The organism is Streptomyces sp. x-19, assembly GCF_046549115.1.
Classification (GTDB): domain Bacteria; phylum Actinomycetota; class Actinomycetes; order Streptomycetales; family Streptomycetaceae; genus Streptomyces; species Streptomyces albulus_C.
This window is the reverse complement of sequence record NZ_JAJPWK010000006.1, coordinates 366,434-385,175: the sequence shown is the minus strand read 5'-3', so window position 1 is coordinate 385,175 and position 18,742 is coordinate 366,434. Positions and strand designations below refer to the sequence as shown.

The following is an 18,742-nucleotide window of genomic DNA, read 5'->3' as shown; positions in this document are numbered from 1 at the left end:
TGCTGCAAAGATCCTATACATCGCGGAGAGTTGACGGAAGGGCGATGCGGAATGCCGACGGCAGTTCACCGGATGGTTCACGAAATCCCTGGCGTATCTTCCGGTCCGCCGCTTAAGGTGACCGCCATGCGCGCTGTGCAGATCAAGAATTTCGGCGGACCGGAAGTTCTGGAGCTCGCCGAAGTGGCCGACCCGTTACCGGCGCCGGGCGAAGTGCTCGTCGAGGTCTCGCTGGCCGGGGTCAACTACCGCGACACGCACCTCTCCGAGGTCGGCGCCCTGCCGGGCGACCTCCTGCCGCTGATCCCCGGCATGGAGGTCGTGGGCCGCACCCCCGACGGCACGCGCGTCGCCGCGGTCGTGCCACGTGGCGGATACGCCGAACGCGTCGCCGTCCCCGCCCAGTTGGCCGTCCCCGTCCCCGACGCCGTCGACGACTTCTCCGCCCTCGCCCTGCTGGTGCAGGGCACCACGGCCTGGCTGCTGCTCCACGAGAGCGCCCGGATGCGCGCGGGGGACTCCGTCCTGGTGCACGCCGCCGCCGGGGGAGTGGGCAGCCTGGCCGTCCAACTGGCCCGGACCGCCGGCGCCGGACGGGTGATCGCCGCCGCCGGCTCGCCCGAGAAGCGCGCCCTCGCCCTGGACCTGGGAGCCGACGAGGCCATCGACTCCCACGACCCCGACCTGGCGGCCGCCGCGCGCCGCGCCAACGGCGGCCGGGGCCTGGACGTCGTCCTGGAGATGACCGGCGGCCCGGTGACCGCGCAGAGCCTCGCCGCCCTCGCCCCGCTGGGCCGGCTGGTCTTCTACGGCATGGCGTCGCGGACCGCCCCCGCCCCCGTCGAACTGCCCGCCCTGATGGAGACCTCCACCACGGTCTGCGGGCTGATGCTCGAACACGCCATGACCCGCCCCGGACTCCTGGAACGCGCCATGGACGCGCTGTTCGAGCAGGTGGCGGACGGCCGGTTGCGGGTGGTGTGCGGTGCGGTCCGCGGCCTGTCCGAGGTCCGCGGCCTGCACGAGGACCTCGCCGCCCGCCGCACGGTCGGCAAGCTCGCCCTGGATCCCGGCCGGTGACCGCCACCCCCGTCACCGGCCCCGGCCGGGCCGTCGGTGCCGCTGACGCCCGCGGTGCCGATGATGTCACCGACGCCGGCATCGCCCGGGTCCGGCCGGGCGAGTGCCACGTCTGGTTCGCCGAGGCCAGCGCCGACCTCGGCCTGCTGAGCCTGCTGGACGCCACCGAACGCGACCGCTACCGCCAGTTCCTGCGCGAGCAGCCGCGCGCCCTGTACCTGACGGCGCACGCCCTGGCCCGCAAGGTCATCGCGGCCCAATACGGCGTGCGGCCGGCCGCGTTGCGGTTCGCCGCCGTCTGCAAGCACTGCACCGGCGCGCACGGCAAGCCCCGCCTGGTCGACCCGCCGTTCCCGTTGGAGCTCTCCCTCTCGCACTCCGGCGAGCGGGTCGCCGTCGCGCTCACCCTCGGCGCCGACGTCGGCGTGGACCTCGAACGCGTCGGCCACCACCAGGAGGACCTGCCCCGCACCGTGCTGTCCGCCGCCGAACGGCGCACCCTGCGGTCCGTCCCCGAGGGGGCCCGGGACGCCGCGTTCATCCGCTACTGGTGCCGCAAGGAAGCCGTCCTCAAAGCCACCGGCGACGGACTGCTGGTCAACCCGGCGGCACTGACCGTGAGCCCGCCCGACGCCCCGGCGCAGTTGCTCGCCTGGGACGACCGCACCGGACCGGCGCGCCCGGTCCACCTGACGGACCTCGACCCCGGCCCGGGATACCGCGCCGCGGTGGCCGTCCTCGACCACGCCCCGCGCGTCGTGGCACACCGCATGGACGACGTGCTGGGCCCGCCGGCCTGACCCGGCGCACCCCGACCACCCACCGCCCGCGCCCGTCCCACCCGACCGGCCCGCGCGGCCCGAGCAAGGAGGCAAGCCCGTGTACCGGGTCATCCAGTGGTACTCCGGAACCATCGCCAAGAAGCAGATCAAGCTGCTGGCCGAGCACCTCGACTACGAACTCGTCGCGGTGGTCACCCAGTCGCCGGAGAAGGACGGCGTGGACGCCGGCGAGATCGCCGGCATCGGCCCCATCGGGGTGCGCGCCACCACCGACGTGGCGGCGGCCCTGGCCCTGGACGCCGACTGCGTCCTGCTCAACCCGCCCTTCTGGGACGGCGACCTGGCCGCCCGCATCCTGCGCTCCGGCAAGAACCTCATCACCCCCAGCGGCGGCTTCGACCTGCGCGGCACGCCCTTCCACGCGGAGCTCTCCGCGGCCTGCGCCGAGGGCGGCACCACCCTCACCGGCGGCGGCAACATGCCCGGCCTGCTCAACGACGTCATGCCGCTGGTCCTCTCCGGCTACACCACCAACGTCCGCCGGGTGTGGACCCGGGAGCGCAACTTCCACCGCGACTACGCCGCCGCGGACGTCCTGCGACTCCTCGGCTTCGGCGCCCCCTTGGAGGAGTGCGGCCCCGACAGCCAGCGCGCCCAGATGCTCGGCATGGCCTTCCACTGGTACGAGGGCCAGGCCGCGCACCTGGTCACCGACGCCCTCGGCCTGAAGCTGGACGAGCTGCGCACCACCGCGTGGGAGATCCTGCCCGCGCCCCACGAGATCCACCTGCCCGCCAGCGGCCTGACGATCCCCAAGGGCACCGCCGCCGGCATGCGCTACGAGTTCACCGGTTTCGTCGAAGGCGAGCCCTGGCACACCACCGTCGTGGAGCACGTCGCCGAACTGGGCCTGGGCGAGGGCTGGCAGCAGTCCGCGGACGACCCGGAGTTCAGCATCCGGATCGACGGCGACCCGGACCTGCGGGTGGACTTCGCCCACCTCGGCGTGGACGGGCTGATCCAGCTCAACGCCGCCCGGATCGTCAACCTCATCGGCCCGGTGTGCGCGGCCGAGCCCGGCTGCCGCACGATCCTGGAACTCCCCTTCGTGACCGCCAACGCCGCCGTGGTCCCCACCGCGGCCGACTGACCGACCGCCGTGCCGACGGGGTGCGGCGGGTCCCGCCCGCCGCACCCCGCTCAGTCGCCGGTCACTCCCAACTCCCTTGCCAGCACCGCCGCCTGGAGCCGACTGCGCAGCTCCAACTTGGCCAGCAGCCGGCTGACGTGGGTCTTCACGGTGGCCTCCGCCATTGCCAACCGCACCGCGACGTCCGCGTTCGACAACCCCTCGCCCAGGCATCCCAGCACCTCCCGCTCCCGCGGGGTGAGCGCCTCCAGCACCGCCGGGTCGGCGGCCGGCCGGGCGCCCGCGGCCCGGCCGGCCGCCCCGGGCCGGGCGAACTCGGCGATCAGCCGCCGGGTCACCGCCGGCGCGATCACCCCCTCGCCGGCCGCCACCGTGCGCACCGCGGTCAGCAGCGTCGCCGCGTCGCTGTCCTTGAGCAGGAAGCCCGCGGCGCCCGCGCGCAGCGCGCCGAACACGTAGGCGTCCAGGTCGAAGGTGGTCAGCACCAGGACGTCGGCCAGTTGCTCGGCGGTGATCCGGCCGGTGGCCGCGACCCCGTCCAACCGGGGCATCTGGACGTCCATGAGCACCACGTCGGGCCGCAGGGCGTGCGCCAGCCGGACCGCCTCCTCGCCGTCCACCGCCTCCCCGACGACCTCGATGTCGGGCGCGGACCCCAGGATCAGGACCAGCCCGGCCCGTACGGCGGACTGGTCCTCGGCGACCAGGACCCGGATCGGCTGCGCCGCGGCGCCTGTCATCGTCGTCCTTCCTCTCCGGCGGCGGGCAGCGCGGCCCGCACCAGCCAGACCGTTCCGTCCGGCCCGTCCGTCGGGCCGGCGTCGAACTCCCCGCCCAGCAGGGCGATCCGCTCCCGCATGCCGACCAGTCCGGCCCCGGAGCCGGGAGCGCGGGGGCCCGGCCGGTCGGCGTGCGGACTGCGGACGGTGACGGTGAGCGGCCCGGCGGGACCGTCGTGGGCGATCCGCACCCGGACCTCGCCGGGCGCGGCGTGCTTGAGCGCGTTGGTCAGCGACTCCTGGACGATCCGGTACGCGGCCAGCTCCACCGGCGCCGGCACGGGTGCGTCGCCCGGGCCGGCCGGCCGCCGCGCGTCGTCCAGGACGAACGTCAGGCCGCTGGTGGCGCCGTTGGCCCGGGCCTGGTCGACCAGGGCCTGGAGCCCGCCGAGGGTGGGGGTGGCGGCCGGTTCCTCACCGTCGGTCCGCGCGTCCCGCAACAGTCCGATGAGCCGGCGCATCTCGGCCAGCCCCTGGACGCTGTTCTCGCGGATCACGCCGAGCGCGGTCCGGGTCGCGTCCGGGTCGTCGAGGGTCTGGGCGGCGGTGGCGTGGATGGCGATCGCGGACAGGTGGTTGGCGACCAGGTCGTGCAGTTCCCGGGCCATCCGGGCGCGTTCGCCGGCCACCGCCTGGGTACGGTCCATCTCGGCCAGCAGCGCGGTCTGTTCGGCCCGCAGCCGGGCGGCGTCGGCGGCGTCCCGGTGGTTGCGGAGCATCAGCCCGGTCCAGGCCGGCACCACGGTGACCAGCGCGATCCCGATGGCGAGCAGCACCACCTGCGGATTCGGCCAGAGCGCCGCCGTGACGAGGGTGGCCAGCACCGTCAGCAGCTCCGTGCCCCGCGGGATCCACCGGGCGGCGCCCGGCGGTCCGTACAGCACCGCGGCGTAGACCACGTCGGTGAACATCAGGACGGTGGCGACCAGGGTGCCGGTGGTGACGTCCAGCGCCAGCGCCGGCACCGCCAGGGCCAGTGCGGCCATCGGGGCGACCCGGCGCAGGAGTTCGGCCCCCGCCATCGTGGCGAGCGCGAACAGCGTCACCGAAGAGGGCAGTCCGAAGAGCGGCGGTCCGCCGTGCAGGCGCAGCAGCCACAGCAGCACCCCGGTGGCCAGCCCGCCGCCCGCGAGCAGCACGTCGTGGTGGTGCGGCCGGCGGAACGCGGCGGGGGCTCGGGCGATCACCCCTCCATCCAACACGGCCCCGGCGCCGTCCACCGCCACCGGGCGGACGGCCTCGGCCACGCCGACTACATCGAAAGGTGCAGCACCGGATCGTCGCCGCCGACGACGTCGCGGCCCCCGACGGCTGGGAGTCTGAGGAGGACCGCCCCGCCCGGTGGGAGCCCCGGGACCGCCCGGGGCGCGGAGCGGCGGGAAAGGAGGGGCGCCGTGGTCGTCACGCTGATCATCGCCTGTGAAGTCGGCTTCTGGGTGCTGCTCGTCGTCGGCCTGGCACTGCGCTACCTGGCGCGGATGCCGAGGACCGGGGCGGCCGTGCTGCTGCTGGAGCCGCTGTTGGAACTGGCGCTGCTGATCGTCACGGCGATCGACCTGAAGAACGGGGCCGCCGCGGACTGGAAGCACGGCCTGGCCGCCGTCTACATCGGCTACACCGTCGCCTACGGGCACGCCACCCTCGCCTGGGCCGACCGGCTCGTCGCGCACCGCTTCGCCGGCGGCCCGCCGCCGGTCAAGCGGTACGGCATGGACCGCTTCCGGCACGAGGCCAAGCTGTGGCTGCGCACCGTGCTGATGGCCGCGGTGGCGGCCGCCCTGCTCCAGTGCGCCGTCTGGTACGTCGGCGGCGACGGGGACGTCACCTCGCTGCGGGAGTGGCAGGGCACGACCGTGCGCCTCGTGGTGATCCACGGCGTGATCGCGCTGACGTACCTCATCTGGCAGAAGAAGGCCCCCGAGGACCGGGCCGCGCCGCAGGAGGCGCCGACCCGGCCCCGGCAGAAGACCCTGGGCTAGGGCAGGTCGGGACGGCGGGTCAACGCTCTCCGCCCGGCACCCACAGCACGTCCCCGACCTCCTTGTTCGCCGTCCGCGCGAGGATGAACAGGAGGTCGGAGAGGCGGTTGAGGTAGGTGGCGGTCAGCGGGTTCATGGTGTCGCCGTGCTCCTCCATGGCCGCCCAGGTGGCGCGCTCGGCCCGACGGACGACCGTGCACGCCTGGTGGAGCAGGGCGGCCCCGGGGGTGCCGCCCGGCAGGATGAAGCTGCGGAGCTTCTCCAACTCCGCCAGGAAGCGGTCGCAGTCCGCCTCCAGCTTGTCGACGTAGGACTGCTCGACGCGCAGCGGCGGGAACTCCGGGTCCTCGACGACCGGGGTCGACAGGTCGGCGCCGACGTCGAAGAGGTCGTTCTGCACCCGCAGCAGCACCGCGGCGACCTCTTCCGGCAGCGCACCGAGCGCCAGCGCCACGCCGATGGCGGCGTTGGCCTCGTTGGCGTCCGCGTACGCCGCGATCCGGGAGTCGGTCTTGGCGGTCCGGCTCATGTCGCCGAGCGCGGTGGTGCCCTTGTCTCCGGTACGGGTGTAGATGCGGGTCAGATTCACCATACGGCTGAGCCTACGCCGCGGTCCGGCGGAAGGCCCGGGCGCACGGGACCGCCGCCGGCGCCGCGGCCCGACCGCCCGCGGCCGGTTCGTCCACGCTCCGGACGCGCGGGACGGGGCGCCGGGCGGGCGGCCCCCAACTACGCCGTGCGGCCGGCCGCCTGACGGTCCCCCGGGCACCGTGCGGGGCCCACGGTGTGATGTCCGTCATTCGAGACGTGACGCGCATCTCTTCACCGCCAATCGATCGCCGGTGACCGCTAACGTCACTCAGGACCGTCAAATGCACAGGGTGTGAGGGGACAGCAGTGGCAAAGAAGCTTGCCGTCATCGGCGCCGGACTGATGGGTTCCGGCATCGCGCAGGTCTCGGCCCAGGCGGGCTGGGACGTGGTCCTCCGCGATGTGACGGACGAGGCGCTGGCCCGCGGCAAGGGCGGCATCGCCGCCTCCTTCGAGAAGTTCGTCGCGAAGGGCAAGCTGGCGGCGGCCGCCGCCGAGGAGGCGCTCGGTCGGATCACCACCACCACCGACCTGGACGCCGTCGCCGACGCGGATGTCGTCGTCGAGGCCGTCTTCGAGAAGATCGAGGTCAAGCGCGAGATCTTCCAGGCGCTGGACAAGCTCGCCAAGGACGACGCGGTGCTGGCCTCCAACACCTCGGCGATCCCGATCACCAAGATCGCCGCGGCCACCTCCCGGCCCGAGCGGGTGGTGGGCACGCACTTCTTCTCGCCGGTGCCGATGATGCAGCTCTGCGAGCTGGTGCGCGGCTACAAGACCAGCGACGAAACCCTCGCCACCGCGCGGGAGTTCGCCGAGTCGGTCGGCAAGACCTGCGTCGTGGTCAACCGCGACGTGGCCGGCTTCGTCACCACCCGGCTGATCTCGGCACTGGTCGTCGAGGCCGCCAAGCTCTACGAGTCCGGGGTCGCCAGCGCCGAGGACATCGACGTCGCCTGCAAACTCGGCTTCGGCCACGCCATGGGGCCGCTGGCCACCGCCGACCTGACCGGCGTCGACATCCTGCTGCACGCCACCGAGAACATCTACACCGAGTCCCAGGACGAGAAGTTCGCCCCGCCGGAGATCATGCGTCGCATGGTGGACGCCGGTGATATCGGCCGCAAGAGCGGGCAGGGGTTCTACGCACACTGACGCTGCGTCAGTGTGTACTCCGGCGGGGTCACCCCGCAGGGTGATTTCGGTATCGGTTCGCTTACGGACGGCAACTTCGCCGCATGAGAGGCAGTCAGATCGGTAGACGACAATGCACCACAACCCATGACATCGGGGAGCGCATATGCACATCAGGGGCGACCACGCCGAGCTGGTCGTCGGGGGCCGCCTCGACGTCCGCAGCGCGGCGGACGCCCGGACGGTCCTGCACGCCGCGGTGGACTCCGGCCGCGGTGACCTGGTGCTGGACCTGACCGAACTGGATTCGTGGGACGCCACCGGGCTCGGCGTGATCATGGGCGCGCACCGCCGGGCCGGCCGCAACAACCGGAGGTTGGTCCTGCGCGGAGTGCCGCCGCAGATGCAGCGGCTCCTGGTCGCCACCCGGCTCCACCGCATCCTCGCGATCGAGGGCGGGATCGAAGCGGAATCGCTTCCCCGGGTGTGAGGCGGGGCGCGGTCACCACCCGCGCCCCGCCTCACCGCGACCAAATCGGGCAAACTACCGCAGACCATGCACATCCCCTGATCTGGTGTGATTTCCGTCAAGGTGCCACCCCGCCCGTGCCCCGCGCCGGGGACCGGTCTATGGTTCGGTTGCCCGCCGTGTGCCATCATCCGCGGCGGGGCACCGGACCAGACGCGACGGCTGAGGAGATCCGCCGGAGCCGGGGGAGTGCGGACGGCCGGAAGCACCGACGGCACGCACATCTGGGAGCTTGCAGCATGGACCCGAACACCACCCCGGGGCCCGAGGAACACGGCCAGCAGGACGGTCCGGCCGGCCCGCCGCCGCCCGAGGCCACCGGCCGCCAGGGCGGATCCGGCGGCCTCGCCCGCGTCGTCCGGCTCGTCTCCGGCAACTACCTCGTCACCGTCAACCCGGTCGACGGGTGCGAAATACAGCCCTGCCCGCCCGGCGAGCGCCCCGCCCCGCCGGTCAAGCTCGACCCGCAGGAGCGCGCCGCCGCGGCCCGCGCCGCCCAGCCGCCGGCACCGTCCGGACCGCTCTCCTTCGCCGGCCACGAGATCCTCCTCGAAGAGCGCTCCGAGGACATCGCCCGGCTGGTCCGGCTGCTGACCCGCGGCCGCTCGGTCCGCGTCACCGGCCCCGCCGGCTCGGGCCGCACCCGCCTGCTGGACGCGGTCGCCGGCAGCGTCGCCGACCTCGCCCCGGACGGCGTGGTCCGGCTCTCCGGCTACCACCGCAGCGTCACCGACGTCCTGCACGCCCTGTTCGCGGCGGTCTACCGGGCCCCGCAGCACCGCCCGGAGCGCCCGGAGCTGCTGCGCCTGCTCGGCGGCATCGGTGCCGTCGTCGTCCTCGACGACCTGGAGTTCGGCGGCGCCGCGCTCGACGAACTGCTGGAGGCCACCCCCGAGTGCGCCTTCCTCTTCGCCGCCACCCCCGACGTGCCCGCCCCCAGCGCCGACGCCCACGTCGAGGAGGTCTTCGTCGGGGGCCTCAGCAAGGACGCCGGCCTGCGGCTGCTGGAGCGCGCCGTGGACCGCCCGCTCACCCGCGACGAGAAGACCTGGACCACCGACCTCTGGTTCGAGTCCGAGGGGCTGCCGCTGAGGTTCGTCCAGGCCGCCGCCCTGCTCCGGCAGCGCGACAAGGCACGGACCGCACCGGGCGCCCTCGACGACGGCTACGGCCTCTTCCCCGAGGACGGCCCGGCCGACGCGGCGGACCCGGAGCAGCGCCCCGGGGCACCGCTCCCGGCCGTCGGCGAGGCCGCCGCGCCCGCCCCGCTGCTCGCCGAGCGGCTCGGCGCCGCCGCGCAGGAGACCCTGCGCTTCGCCCTCGCCCTGGGCGGCGAGCTGCCGCACCAGGCGCACCTGCCGGCCCTCACCCAGGACACCCATGCCGACGCCGCCCTCGGCGAACTCCTCGGCTGCGGTCTGATCAGCCCCGCCGGCGGCCACTACCGGCTCGCCGCCACCGTCCAGGAGCAGCTGACCGAGGCCGGCTACGCCGAGGGCGCCGCCGCCCGGGCGCACGCCGCCGCGCAGCACTACGCCTGGTGGGCCGGCCACCCCTCGGTCACCCCCGAGCGGGCCGCCGCCGAGTCCGATGCCGTGCTGGCCGCGATGGCCGTGCTGACCGGCAGCCGGGAGAACGGCCACCCGGCCGCCGCCGTGCTGCTGGCCCGCACCGCCGCCCCGGCGTTCGCCGCGGCGCTGCACTGGAGCGCGTGGGAGCGCAGCCTGCGGCACGGCCAGGAGGCCGCCCGGCTGGCCGGCGAGGTCGCCCAGGAGGCGTACTTCCACCACGACCTGGGCGTGCTCGCCCTGTGCACCGGCAACGTCGACCGGGCGCGCGCCGAACTGGAGGCGTCGATCGGTCTGCGCGGGGTGCTCTCCGACCGCGACGGCGCGGTCGCCGGGCGCCGGGCCCTGGCCCTCGTCATCGACCGGTCCCGGGCCGCCGCGGCGGACGCGCCGACCACCCTCCTGGCGTCCGTCGGCCCGGCCGTCGCAGCCGGCGGCACCGTCGGCGGGCAGGGCGCTGCGGAGCCCCACGACCCGGCCGCCGAGGCGTCGCCGGACGCGGTGTCGACGGCCAAGCTCCAGGCCGTCGCCCGACCGGAAGGCCCCGCCAGCACGGTCACCGCCCGACCCGCCGCCGGGGCCGCACGGCCGGCGCCCTCGTCCGGCGAGACCACCGCCGCCCTCCCGACCGCGAAGACCGCGAAGGCAGCGAAGACCACGGCTGCCGCGGCCCGCGCGAAGAGCGGTGGCGCCGCCGGCGGCCTGGGCCGCGGCATCCGCCGCACCGGCCGCCGCAACCTCATCGCCGCCGGCGCCGCCGTGCTGGTGGCCGCCGCGCTCGGCACCGCCCTCACCCTCGGCATGTCCTCCGACACCACCCGCCCGCACGACGACAAGGTCACCACCGACCAGTCCCCGGCCGCCGGCGGCGACAGCCAGGAACCGGCCCAGGAGCCCGGCACCGGCGCCGGCCTGCCGCCGACCGGCTCGGGCACCACCCGACCGGGCACCCCCAGCGCCCCGGGCCACCGCCCCACCACCGCGCCGACCGCCCCCGGCACCACCGGCGCCCCCACCACCCCGACCGGCGATCCGACCTCCGGCACCACCGGCCCGACCGGCGGGCCCACCTCGCCCACCGGCCGCCCGACGCACCCCACGCACAGCCCGACCAGCAGCCCCACCGACCCCACACCGACCCACAAGCCGACCGGTACGCCGACGGACCCCACCCCGACCCAGAACCCCACCGACACCCCGACCGGGCAGCCGCCGACGACGTCCGGCGGCTCCTCGGGCGGCAGCCCGTCCGGCAGCAACTCCGCGGTGGCGCCGTCCACGAGCAACGGCGGCGCGGCAACCGCCTCGGACACCCCGCCGGCCCCGTCCGACCCGTCGGCATCCAGCCAGGGCACGCCGGCCGGCTGACGCCCCCGGCGTCCCTCGGGCCCCACCCGGCACACCCGCCACGGGCCGCAACGTCACGACGGCCCGGTACGCGCGCCTCCCGCCAGAGCGGCGGGAGGCAGGCGTACCGGGCCGTCGTCGTCCGGCCGGTGCGGGCCGGTCAGAACAGGCGCAGCTTGTCGTCCTCGATGCCGCGCAGCGCGTCGTAGTCCAGCACCACGCAGCCGATCCCGCGGTCCGTGGCCAGCACCCGGGCCTGCGGCTTGATCTCCTGAGCTGCGAAGACGCCCTTCACGGGCGCCAAGTGCGGGTCACGGTTGAGGAGTTCGAGGTAGCGGGTGAGCTGCTCGACGCCGTCGATCTCACCGCGCCGCTTGATCTCGACGGCGACCGTCTGCCCGTCGGCGTCCCGGCACAAGATATCCACCGGGCCAATGGCGGTGGGGTATTCACGCCGAATAAGCGAGTAGCCCTCGCCCAGTGTCTCGATCCGGTCGGCGAGCAACTCCTGGAGGTGGGCCTCCACGCCGTCCTTGATGAGCCCGGGATCCACCCCGAGCTCGTGGGAGGAGTCGTGCATGACCTCCTCCAGGGTGATGATGAGCTTCTCGCCGCCCTTGTTCACCACCGTCCAGACGTTGCCGTCGCCCTCCTTGAGGGAACAGGGCGGGGACATCCAGTTGAGGGGTTTGTAGGCCCGGTCGTCCGCATGGATGGAGACGGAGCCGTCCGCCTTCACCAGGATGAGGCGGGGGGCGGAAGGAAGGTGGGCCGTGAGCCGACCCGCGTAGTCCACGGAGCAACGGGCGATGACGAGACGCATGGTGCGCCACGCTACTCGAACCGGGGCCGCCGACGCGATTCGCCCCCGCCCCGGGGTCCCTTTACGGCGGAAACCCCCGCACCCCCGGCGCGGGTCCTTGGCCGGTTGTATGTGCAATCTCCTGGTGCGGGCCCCTTGCGCGGCATACCGTTGACGCGGGGGGTCGCGGGGCGAACACGCTCTGTCGCGAATTCCCCTTGTCCCATCCATAAGGCCCCGTTCGTCCCGGCGGGGTCGCGAGAGGAGAACCTCATGTCGCTCGACGTCTCACCGGCCCTCCTCGAACAGGCCGAGCGAGGCGAGGTCGACGAAGCCGCGTTTGTCGACTGCGTCCGCACCTCCCTGCCCTACGCATGGGGGATGATCAGCTCTCTGGTGGACCGGCTGAAGGCGGACGGCGGAGAGTTCGCCGACAACCAGACGCCGCCGCCGAACGAGCAGGCGCGCGGCCAGCTGCTCCGTGCACTGGCGAGTGACGCCATCCGCGGCTCGCTGGAGCGCTACTTCGGAGTGCGCCTCGCCTTCCAGAACTGCCACCGGGTCGCGGTCTTCCCGCTCGACCCGGCCGTCGACCAGCGGCTGGTCCGCTTCACCTCGGTCCGCGGCCAGTTGCTGAACCAGTCGCCCGAACTCCGCGACTGCTGAGCGGAGTTGCTGCCGCTGAGCCGGTCGACCGGAGCACCCTCCGGAACCGCGCACCGGCGGCAGCACCACCGACCAGCCGTGCCCCAGACCGGTGAGTACTGACCCCGCCGCCCACCCCCGGCGGGGTCACACCAACTGCGGCAGCACCTCCGTGCCCAGCCGCCGGACGTTCTCCTCGGTGGCGGCGAGGTCCCCCGAGCCCTCCACCATCAACGCGAACCGTCGGATGCCGGTGCGCTCCGACGTCGCCGCCAGCCGGTCCGCGCACAACTCCGGCGGCCCCACCGGATGCAGCGCGCACAGCAGCTCCGTGTACGCCAACGGATCGCGCATCGACCGGTACCGGCCGTCGACCGTCACGTGCGCGCCCAGCCCCTGCCGGAACCAGCCGGGCATCGCCTTCGTCAGCGTCTCCACCGCGGCCGGCCGGCCGTCCGCGACCTGCACCACCCCGGCCGAGACGTGCTCCGCCGCGGCCACCTCGCCCGGGTCCCGGCCGGCCGCCAGCGCCGCCGACCGCCACAGCGCGACCATCTCCGCCTTCTCCTCGTCGTCGCAGTGCATCCCGAGCAGCATCGGCAGCCCGCGGGCGGCGGCCAACCGGACCGAGGACGGCGAGGTGCAGGCGACCACCACCGGCGGACCGTCGGTCAGCCCCTGCGGGTCGTCCGGATCGACCAGCGCCTCGGCCGCCCGCGGCACCACCGCCACCTCGCGGAACGCGTACCGTTCGCCGGCGGCGCCCACCCGCGGCTCGCGCAGCCAGCGCAGCAGCAGATCGAGCGATTCCGGGAAGCCGTGCTCGTACGCCGCGAGGCCGGCGCCGAAGACCTCCAGGTCCACCCAGGGACCACCCCGGCCGACGCCGAGCGTGAACCGGCCCTCCGACGCCAGGTGCAGCAGCGCCGCCTGCTCGCCGAGCGCCACCGGATGCTGGGTCGGCAGCACGCTCACCGCCGTGCCGACCCCGATCCGCCGGGTCCGCCCCAGCAACAGCGCGGCCAGCGTGGCGGCCTGCGGGCAGACCCCGTACGGGACGAAGTGGTGTTCGGCCAGCCAGACTTCGTCGAGTCCGGCCTGTTCCGCGATCTGTGCGGAACGCACCGCGCGGTGCAGTGCTTCCCCCTGCCCCTGACCGGGGAATTGGGCGGCCAGGATGAAAGCCCCTACGCGCATCGCTCTCTGCCTCCTTGCAGCCGACGCGACCCCCCCTCACCCGGCAACAACGGGCGACACGTGCCCAGGGCACGGCCTGACGCGAAATTTCCAGATCATCGCAGAAACGTGACGGCGGACTTTTGCCCCTGACCGCGCCGCGTACGCTGGTGACAGCCCTCCCCCGAGCTCTCCACTCCGTTCGGGCTGGGGGCTCCCCTCCCCGTCGATCTGCCGAGGTGTGCCGTGTCCCCGCGTCGAAACCGCCAACGCGGCGCGAATCCCCCCGACCGCGCGGACCACTCCGGCGTCGGCCGCTACGGCTTCGAGACCACCGAGGAGTGGCGCGGCGAGGACTGGGTGGTCCGCCCGGTGGGCGGCGCCGGCGCGGCCAAGCACTACCGCTGCCCGGGCTGCGACCAGGAGATCCCGCCCGGCGTCCCGCACGTCGTCACCTGGCCCCGGCACGGCGACGTCGACGACCGCCGGCACTGGCACAAGGCCTGCTGGAACGCACGGAACCGCCGGAGCGCACGGCTCCAGCGGTCCCGTAATGCGCCGCGGTACTGACCGCGTCACACGTCACACGTCGCGCTGCCGCATGGCCGCGTAGGCGGCGCCGAGCGCGACGGCGGCGAGGCCCATGACGATCCACAGCGGCTGCCAGCCGGACGGGCCGCCGTCCACGAACGGGAACTTGTTGCCGTACATCACGGTGAGCTGGTTGGGGATCGAGTAGCCCATCAGGAAGTTGCGGATCCCCTCCAGGCTGTCGGCGAACATGAACATCGACAGCACGAACGGCAGCAGCACCACCCCGACCATGAGCGTGATGGCGCCCGCGGAGTGCCGGATCAGCGAGCCGACGGCCAGCGCCAGCAGCCCGAGGAACGAGACGTACAGGCCGATGCCCACCGTCGACCGCAGCCACTCGCCGGCGCCGACGTGCACCCGGCTGATGTCGCTGATCATGGCGTTGTCGGTGAGTGCGACGAGTCCGGTGACGACGGTGGTCACCACGAAGGTCAGCGCGAAGAAGACGAGCGCCTTGGCCGCCAGCACCCGGCCGCGGTTCGGACAGGCCGCCAGGGTCGTGCGGATCATGCCGGTGCCGTACTCCGAGGAGGTCACCAGCACGCCCAGCGGCAGCACGCACAGAACGCCCAGCAGCATCCCGAAGAGCCCGAAGAACAGCGGCGAGGTGTCGCCGACGGTGCTCATCGACGCCACCGACGCGGCCACCAGCACGCCGATGCCCAGGACGAGGACGGTCATCACGCCCAGCGTCCACACCGTCGACCGCACCGAACGGATCTTGGTCCACTCGGCGGCCAGCGCGTGCCCCAGGTGCGTCGGGCGCACGGGGATGGGGGAGACGTAACCGGGCGTCGGCGCCTGCCAGTTGGCGGCCGGGGCCGGGGCCGGGGCCTGCTGTTGCGGGGCCGACGCGTGCTGCGGGGCCGGGCCGGGGTGCGGCGGGGCCGGCGGCTGTGCGGCGGCGGTGAGCAGCATCGTGCCGGCCTCCTTGCCCGGCCCGTGCGCCGACAGCGGCGTCGGCTCGGGATGGCCACCGGCCGGCGGCTGCGCCTGGAGCATCATCGTGCCGGCCTCCTTGGCGGGCGCCGGCGGGGCCGGGGCCGGCGGCTGCGCCTGGAGCATCATCGTCCCCGCGTCCTCGGCGGGGGCGGGTTGAGCCGGCGCCGGCTGCGCCGGGGCGGGCTGCGGCGGAACGGCGGGCGGCATCGGCCCGGCGGCGGGGGCGGGCGCGGGCACGGCGGGCGGCATCGGCTGCGGACCGGGCGCCGGCTGCGGCTGGGGCTGCTGAGGGCTGGTCATCGGGCGTCCTGGGTGTGCGGCGCGGAGTGGTCGGTCGGGGCGGCGGGCGGGGCCGGCGGAGCCGGGGGACCGGCCGGCGCGTACGGGGCCGCGGGCACGGGGGCGGGCGGCTGCTGCCCGTACGGGTGGGGCGCACCGTACGCGGCGGGTGCCCCGTACGGGTGACCCTGCTGCGGGGGCACCGGCCCGCCCGGCACCGGGGCGGGCGGGGCGTAGGGCTCCTGCTGGGCGTACGGGTTCGGCGGCGGGCCGGGCATCCCCGGCGGCACCTGGCCCGGCGCGCCCGGCTGGCCAGGCACGAAGCCCTGCGGTGCGGCGGCCCCCTGCGGCGGGTACCCGGCCACCGGCTGCAGGCCGGCCCGCTGGTCGGCCGTCGAGCGGTAGTCGACGGCCCCCTGCGTCATCCGCATGTACGCCTCCTCCAGCGATGCCTGGTGCGGCGACAGCTCCCACAGCCGGACGTCGGCCGCGTGCGCCAGCTCGCTGATCCGGGGCAGCGGCAGCCCGGTCACCCGCAGCGCACCGTCCGCCTCCGGCGCCGCCTGGCCACCGGCCTCGGCCAGCGCCGCGGTCAGCTTCTCCCGCTGCTCCGGTGCACCGTCCGGCGTCCGCACCCGCGCGAAGTCCGCGGAGTTGGCGGAGATGAAGTCCTTGACGGCCATGTCCGCGAGCAGCTGCCCGCGGCCGATCACGATCAGGTGCTCCGCGGTCAACGCCATCTCGCTCATCAGGTGCGAGGAGACGAAGACCGTACGGCCCTCGGCCGCCAACTGCCGCATGAGGTTGCGCACCCACAGGATGCCCTCGGGGTCCAGGCCGTTGACCGGCTCGTCGAAGAGCAGCACCTGCGGGTCGCCGAGCAGCGCCGCCGCGATCCCCAGCCGCTGCCCCATGCCGAGCGAGAAGCCCTTGGACCGCCGGTGGGCGACGTCCTGCAGCCCGACCACCCCCAGCACCTCGTCGACCCGCTGCGCCGGTATCCCCGACAGCTGCGCCAGCGACAACAGGTGCGCCCGCGCGCTCCGTCCGCCGTGCACGGCCTTCGCGTCCAACAGCGCACCCACCTGGCGCGCGGCGTTGGGCGTCTGACGGAACGGCCGACCACCGATCGTGGCGTGGCCGGCCGTCGGGGCGTCGAGGCCCAGGATCATCCGCATCGTCGTCGACTTGCCGGAGCCGTTGGGCCCGAGGAAGCCGGTGACGGTTCCCGGACGCACCTGGAACGACAGGTTGTGCACGGCCGTCTTCGGCCCGTAGCGCTTGGTCAGGCCGACTGCCTCGATCATTCTCCGCCCCTCGCGAGATGGTCGGGGCAGAGGCGCCCTCGTGCCCCCCGTGAGGGTTATGAGGCTATCGGCACGTTGACGGTTCCCGCCAAAACGGCGGAAACGCCGGCCGGCGGCCGCCCGGCCTCAGGCGTCCCGCTTGTCCAGCAGCAGGTAGCCGACCAGCAACGCGGCCACCGTCCACACCGCCATGATCCCGAAGCCGCCCCACGGCCCGTACGGCGTCTCGTCGTTGACCGGCGCCACCACCTGCATGATCTTCGAACCGGCCTGGTCCGGGAGGTAGCGCCCGATCCTTCGGGTCGCCGACACGTTCCCCAGGATGTTGGAGATCAGGAAGAAGAACGGCATCAAGATGCCCAGCGACAACATCGGGCTGCGCAGCATCGTGGCCACCGCCATCGAGAACAGCGCGATCATCGTCATGTAGAGCGCGCCGCCGACCACCGCCCGCAACACCCCCGGATCACCCAGGTGCGCCCGGTGCCCGCCCAGCGCCGCCTGCCCCGCGAAGAACGCCGCGAAGCTGGTCGCCAGCCCCACCACGAAGACCAACGAGGTGGCCACCAGCATCTTGCAGAAGAGGAACACGCCCCGCTGCGGCACCGCCGCCAACGAGGCCCGGATCATCCCGGTGCCGTACTCGTTCGACACCACCAGCACCCCGAAGACGATCATCGCCAGCTGCCCCAACCCCATCCCCGCGAAGCTCATGTTGGTGGGATCGAAGGCCAGCCGCCGCTCGTCCGGCATCGCATCGAAGTCCTTCCGCGTCAACGTGCAGATCACCACGCCCAGCACCACGGTGACCACCACCGCCGTGCCCAGCGTCCACACCGTCGACCGCACCGACCTGATCTTGACCCACTCCGCACGCAGGACCTGCCCGACGACAGCCATCCGTCAGCTCCTCTTCCTCTGCCAGCCCGCACCCCAACCTCCCGGCGGCGCCCCACCCGACAGCGCCCGCTCCGGTACCACCGGCCGCGGCGGCATCCCGCGCCCCGGCCCCGGCCGACCGCCGTTGTGCGCGTGGTACTCCACCGCCCCGGCCGTCAACTGCATGAACGCCTCCTCCAACGACGCCTGCTGCGGGCTCAACTCGTGCAGCACCACCTGCTGCGCCGCCGCCAGCTCGCCCAGCCGCTCCGCCGGCACCCCGTCGACCTCCAACACGCCGCCCCGACCGGCCACCGCCCGCACGCCCGCCCGGTGCAGCACATCCAGCAACCGTTCCCGGTCCGGCGACCGCAGCCGCACGTACGACCGCGAGTTCTGCCGGATGAACTCCGCCATCGAGGTGTCCGCGAGCAACCGCCCCTGCCCGATCACCACCAGGTGCTCCGCGGTCAACGCCATCTCGCTCATCAAATGGGACGACACGAAGACCGTCCGCCCCTGGGCCGCGAGGTTCTTCATCAGGTGGCGGATCCAGTGGATGCCCTCCGGGTCCAACCCGTTGACCGGCTCGTCGAACATCAGGATCCGCGGGTCGCCGAGCAGCGCCGCCGCGATCCCCAGCCGCTGCCCCATGCCGAGCGAGAAGCCCTTCGACCGCTTCCGCGCCACCGACGTCAACCCGACCAGGTGCAGCACCTCGTCGACCCGGGTCCGCGGAATGCCGTTGCTCCGGGCCAGGCACAGCAGGTGGTTCGTGGCGCTCCGGCCGCCGTGCATCGCCTTGGCGTCCAACAACGCCCCGACGTACCGCAACGGATCCTTCAACTGCCGGTAGTGCCTGCCGTAGATCCGCACCGCACCGGCCGTCGGATTGTCCAGACCGAGCACCATCCGCATGGTGGTGGACTTCCCCGCACCATTGGGACCGAGGAAGCCGGTGACGATGCCCGGCCGCACGGTGAACGTCAACCCGTCCACCGCGACCTTGTCACCGTAATGCTTGGTCAGCCCCATGAGCTCGATCATGGACAGAACGCTAGGACCGCCCCCGGACCCCCGCCAGCCGGGCGACGCCGCCCGCATGACGCTTCACACGACCGCGCCCCCGCACCACCACAACGGGCGGTACGGGGGGCGCGGAACGAGCTGCGTGAAACC

Annotated in this window: 18 protein-coding genes; 9 read left to right on the top strand and 9 right to left on the bottom strand. The window is 73.9% G+C overall.

Going from position 1 to position 18,742, the window contains the following annotated elements:
* Window positions 1-126 precede the first annotated feature (126 nt).
* From ACLJT4_RS18765 to ACLJT4_RS18755, 3 genes are all read left to right on the top strand, one after another.
* Window positions 127-1,080 carry a zinc-binding alcohol dehydrogenase family protein gene (locus ACLJT4_RS18765; RefSeq protein WP_037636812.1) on the top strand — a complete coding sequence of 318 codons (954 nt, stop codon included), beginning with the start codon at window positions 127-129 and terminating at the stop codon, window positions 1,078-1,080.
* Window positions 1,077-1,880 (top strand): 4'-phosphopantetheinyl transferase family protein, encoded by an 804-nt coding sequence (locus ACLJT4_RS18760; protein WP_411123400.1) that lies wholly within the window; start codon window positions 1,077-1,079, stop codon window positions 1,878-1,880. Before ACLJT4_RS18765 ends, ACLJT4_RS18760 begins: the two co-directional genes overlap by 4 nt.
* 79 nt (window positions 1,881-1,959) lie before the next feature.
* Window positions 1,960-3,012 (top strand): dihydrodipicolinate reductase, encoded by a 1,053-nt coding sequence (locus ACLJT4_RS18755; RefSeq protein ID WP_411123399.1) that lies wholly within the window; start codon window positions 1,960-1,962, stop codon window positions 3,010-3,012.
* A 50-nt stretch (window positions 3,013-3,062) separates the two neighbouring features.
* Here ACLJT4_RS18755 and ACLJT4_RS18750 read toward each other — a convergent pair whose 3' ends face one another.
* Complete coding sequence (locus ACLJT4_RS18750; RefSeq protein ID WP_016575629.1) at window positions 3,063-3,752, bottom strand: response regulator; 690 nt, start codon at window positions 3,750-3,752, stop codon at window positions 3,063-3,065.
* Entirely contained in the window at window positions 3,749-4,978 is a 1,230-nt protein-coding gene (locus ACLJT4_RS18745) for a sensor histidine kinase (protein WP_411123423.1), read from the bottom strand. Before ACLJT4_RS18745 ends, ACLJT4_RS18750 begins: the two co-directional genes overlap by 4 nt.
* A gap of 207 nt (window positions 4,979-5,185) precedes the next feature.
* Between ACLJT4_RS18745 and ACLJT4_RS18740 the strand changes: the two genes are divergently transcribed.
* On the top strand, window positions 5,186-5,770 hold the full coding sequence (locus tag ACLJT4_RS18740; RefSeq protein WP_411123398.1) for a hypothetical protein: 585 nt from the start codon (window positions 5,186-5,188) through the stop codon (window positions 5,768-5,770).
* Window positions 5,771-5,789: 19 nt separating this feature from the next.
* On the opposite strand, the gene ACLJT4_RS18735 is transcribed toward ACLJT4_RS18740, so the two are convergent.
* A complete protein-coding gene (locus tag ACLJT4_RS18735) occupies window positions 5,790-6,362 on the bottom strand; it encodes a cob(I)yrinic acid a,c-diamide adenosyltransferase (RefSeq protein WP_233661260.1) in 573 nt (190 codons plus the stop codon).
* A gap of 305 nt (window positions 6,363-6,667) precedes the next feature.
* Between ACLJT4_RS18735 and ACLJT4_RS18730 the strand changes: the two genes are divergently transcribed.
* The 3 genes from ACLJT4_RS18730 to ACLJT4_RS18720 all read left to right on the top strand — a co-directional run bounded on the left by ACLJT4_RS18730 (window position 6,668) and on the right by ACLJT4_RS18720 (window position 10,960).
* Window positions 6,668-7,516, top strand: a complete 849-nt coding sequence (locus ACLJT4_RS18730; protein WP_411123397.1) for a 3-hydroxyacyl-CoA dehydrogenase family protein — start codon at window positions 6,668-6,670, stop codon at window positions 7,514-7,516.
* 145 nt (window positions 7,517-7,661) lie between these two features.
* Complete coding sequence (locus ACLJT4_RS18725) at window positions 7,662-7,985, top strand: STAS domain-containing protein (RefSeq protein ID WP_016575624.1); 324 nt, start codon at window positions 7,662-7,664, stop codon at window positions 7,983-7,985.
* Between the two features lie 278 nt (window positions 7,986-8,263).
* On the top strand, window positions 8,264-10,960 hold the full coding sequence (locus tag ACLJT4_RS18720) for an ATP-binding protein (protein WP_411123396.1): 2,697 nt from the start codon (window positions 8,264-8,266) through the stop codon (window positions 10,958-10,960).
* A 139-nt stretch (window positions 10,961-11,099) separates the two neighbouring features.
* Here ACLJT4_RS18720 and nucS read toward each other — a convergent pair whose 3' ends face one another.
* Window positions 11,100-11,762 carry an endonuclease NucS gene (nucS, locus tag ACLJT4_RS18715; RefSeq protein ID WP_016575397.1) on the bottom strand — a complete coding sequence of 221 codons (663 nt, stop codon included), beginning with the start codon at window positions 11,760-11,762 and terminating at the stop codon, window positions 11,100-11,102.
* A gap of 252 nt (window positions 11,763-12,014) precedes the next feature.
* Between nucS and ACLJT4_RS18710 the strand changes: the two genes are divergently transcribed.
* Window positions 12,015-12,407, top strand: a complete 393-nt coding sequence (locus ACLJT4_RS18710; protein ID WP_411123395.1) for an SCO5389 family protein — start codon at window positions 12,015-12,017, stop codon at window positions 12,405-12,407.
* Window positions 12,408-12,533: 126 nt separating this feature from the next.
* On the opposite strand, the gene ACLJT4_RS18705 is transcribed toward ACLJT4_RS18710, so the two are convergent.
* On the bottom strand, window positions 12,534-13,583 hold the full coding sequence (locus ACLJT4_RS18705; protein WP_275462913.1) for an LLM class flavin-dependent oxidoreductase: 1,050 nt from the start codon (window positions 13,581-13,583) through the stop codon (window positions 12,534-12,536).
* Window positions 13,584-13,808: 225 nt separating this feature from the next.
* Here ACLJT4_RS18705 and ACLJT4_RS18700 point away from each other — a divergent pair, with 225 nt between their 5' ends.
* On the top strand, window positions 13,809-14,132 hold the full coding sequence (locus tag ACLJT4_RS18700) for an ATP/GTP-binding protein (protein ID WP_411123394.1): 324 nt from the start codon (window positions 13,809-13,811) through the stop codon (window positions 14,130-14,132).
* A gap of 12 nt (window positions 14,133-14,144) precedes the next feature.
* On the opposite strand, the gene ACLJT4_RS18695 is transcribed toward ACLJT4_RS18700, so the two are convergent.
* The 4 genes from ACLJT4_RS18695 to ACLJT4_RS18680 form a co-directional block, all read right to left on the bottom strand.
* Window positions 14,145-15,398 (bottom strand): ABC transporter permease, encoded by a 1,254-nt coding sequence (locus tag ACLJT4_RS18695; protein WP_411123393.1) that lies wholly within the window; start codon window positions 15,396-15,398, stop codon window positions 14,145-14,147.
* Entirely contained in the window at window positions 15,395-16,684 is a 1,290-nt protein-coding gene (locus ACLJT4_RS18690) for an ABC transporter ATP-binding protein (RefSeq protein ID WP_411123392.1), read from the bottom strand. Before ACLJT4_RS18690 ends, ACLJT4_RS18695 begins: the two co-directional genes overlap by 4 nt.
* Before the next feature lie 126 nt (window positions 16,685-16,810).
* The gene (locus tag ACLJT4_RS18685; RefSeq protein ID WP_411123391.1) at window positions 16,811-17,584 is read right to left on the bottom strand and encodes an ABC transporter permease; all 774 of its coding nucleotides are present in this window, start codon (window positions 17,582-17,584) and stop codon (window positions 16,811-16,813) included.
* 3 nt (window positions 17,585-17,587) lie between these two features.
* A complete protein-coding gene (locus tag ACLJT4_RS18680; RefSeq protein WP_411123390.1) occupies window positions 17,588-18,610 on the bottom strand; it encodes an ABC transporter ATP-binding protein in 1,023 nt (340 codons plus the stop codon).
* Between the last annotated feature and the right edge of the window lie 132 nt (window positions 18,611-18,742).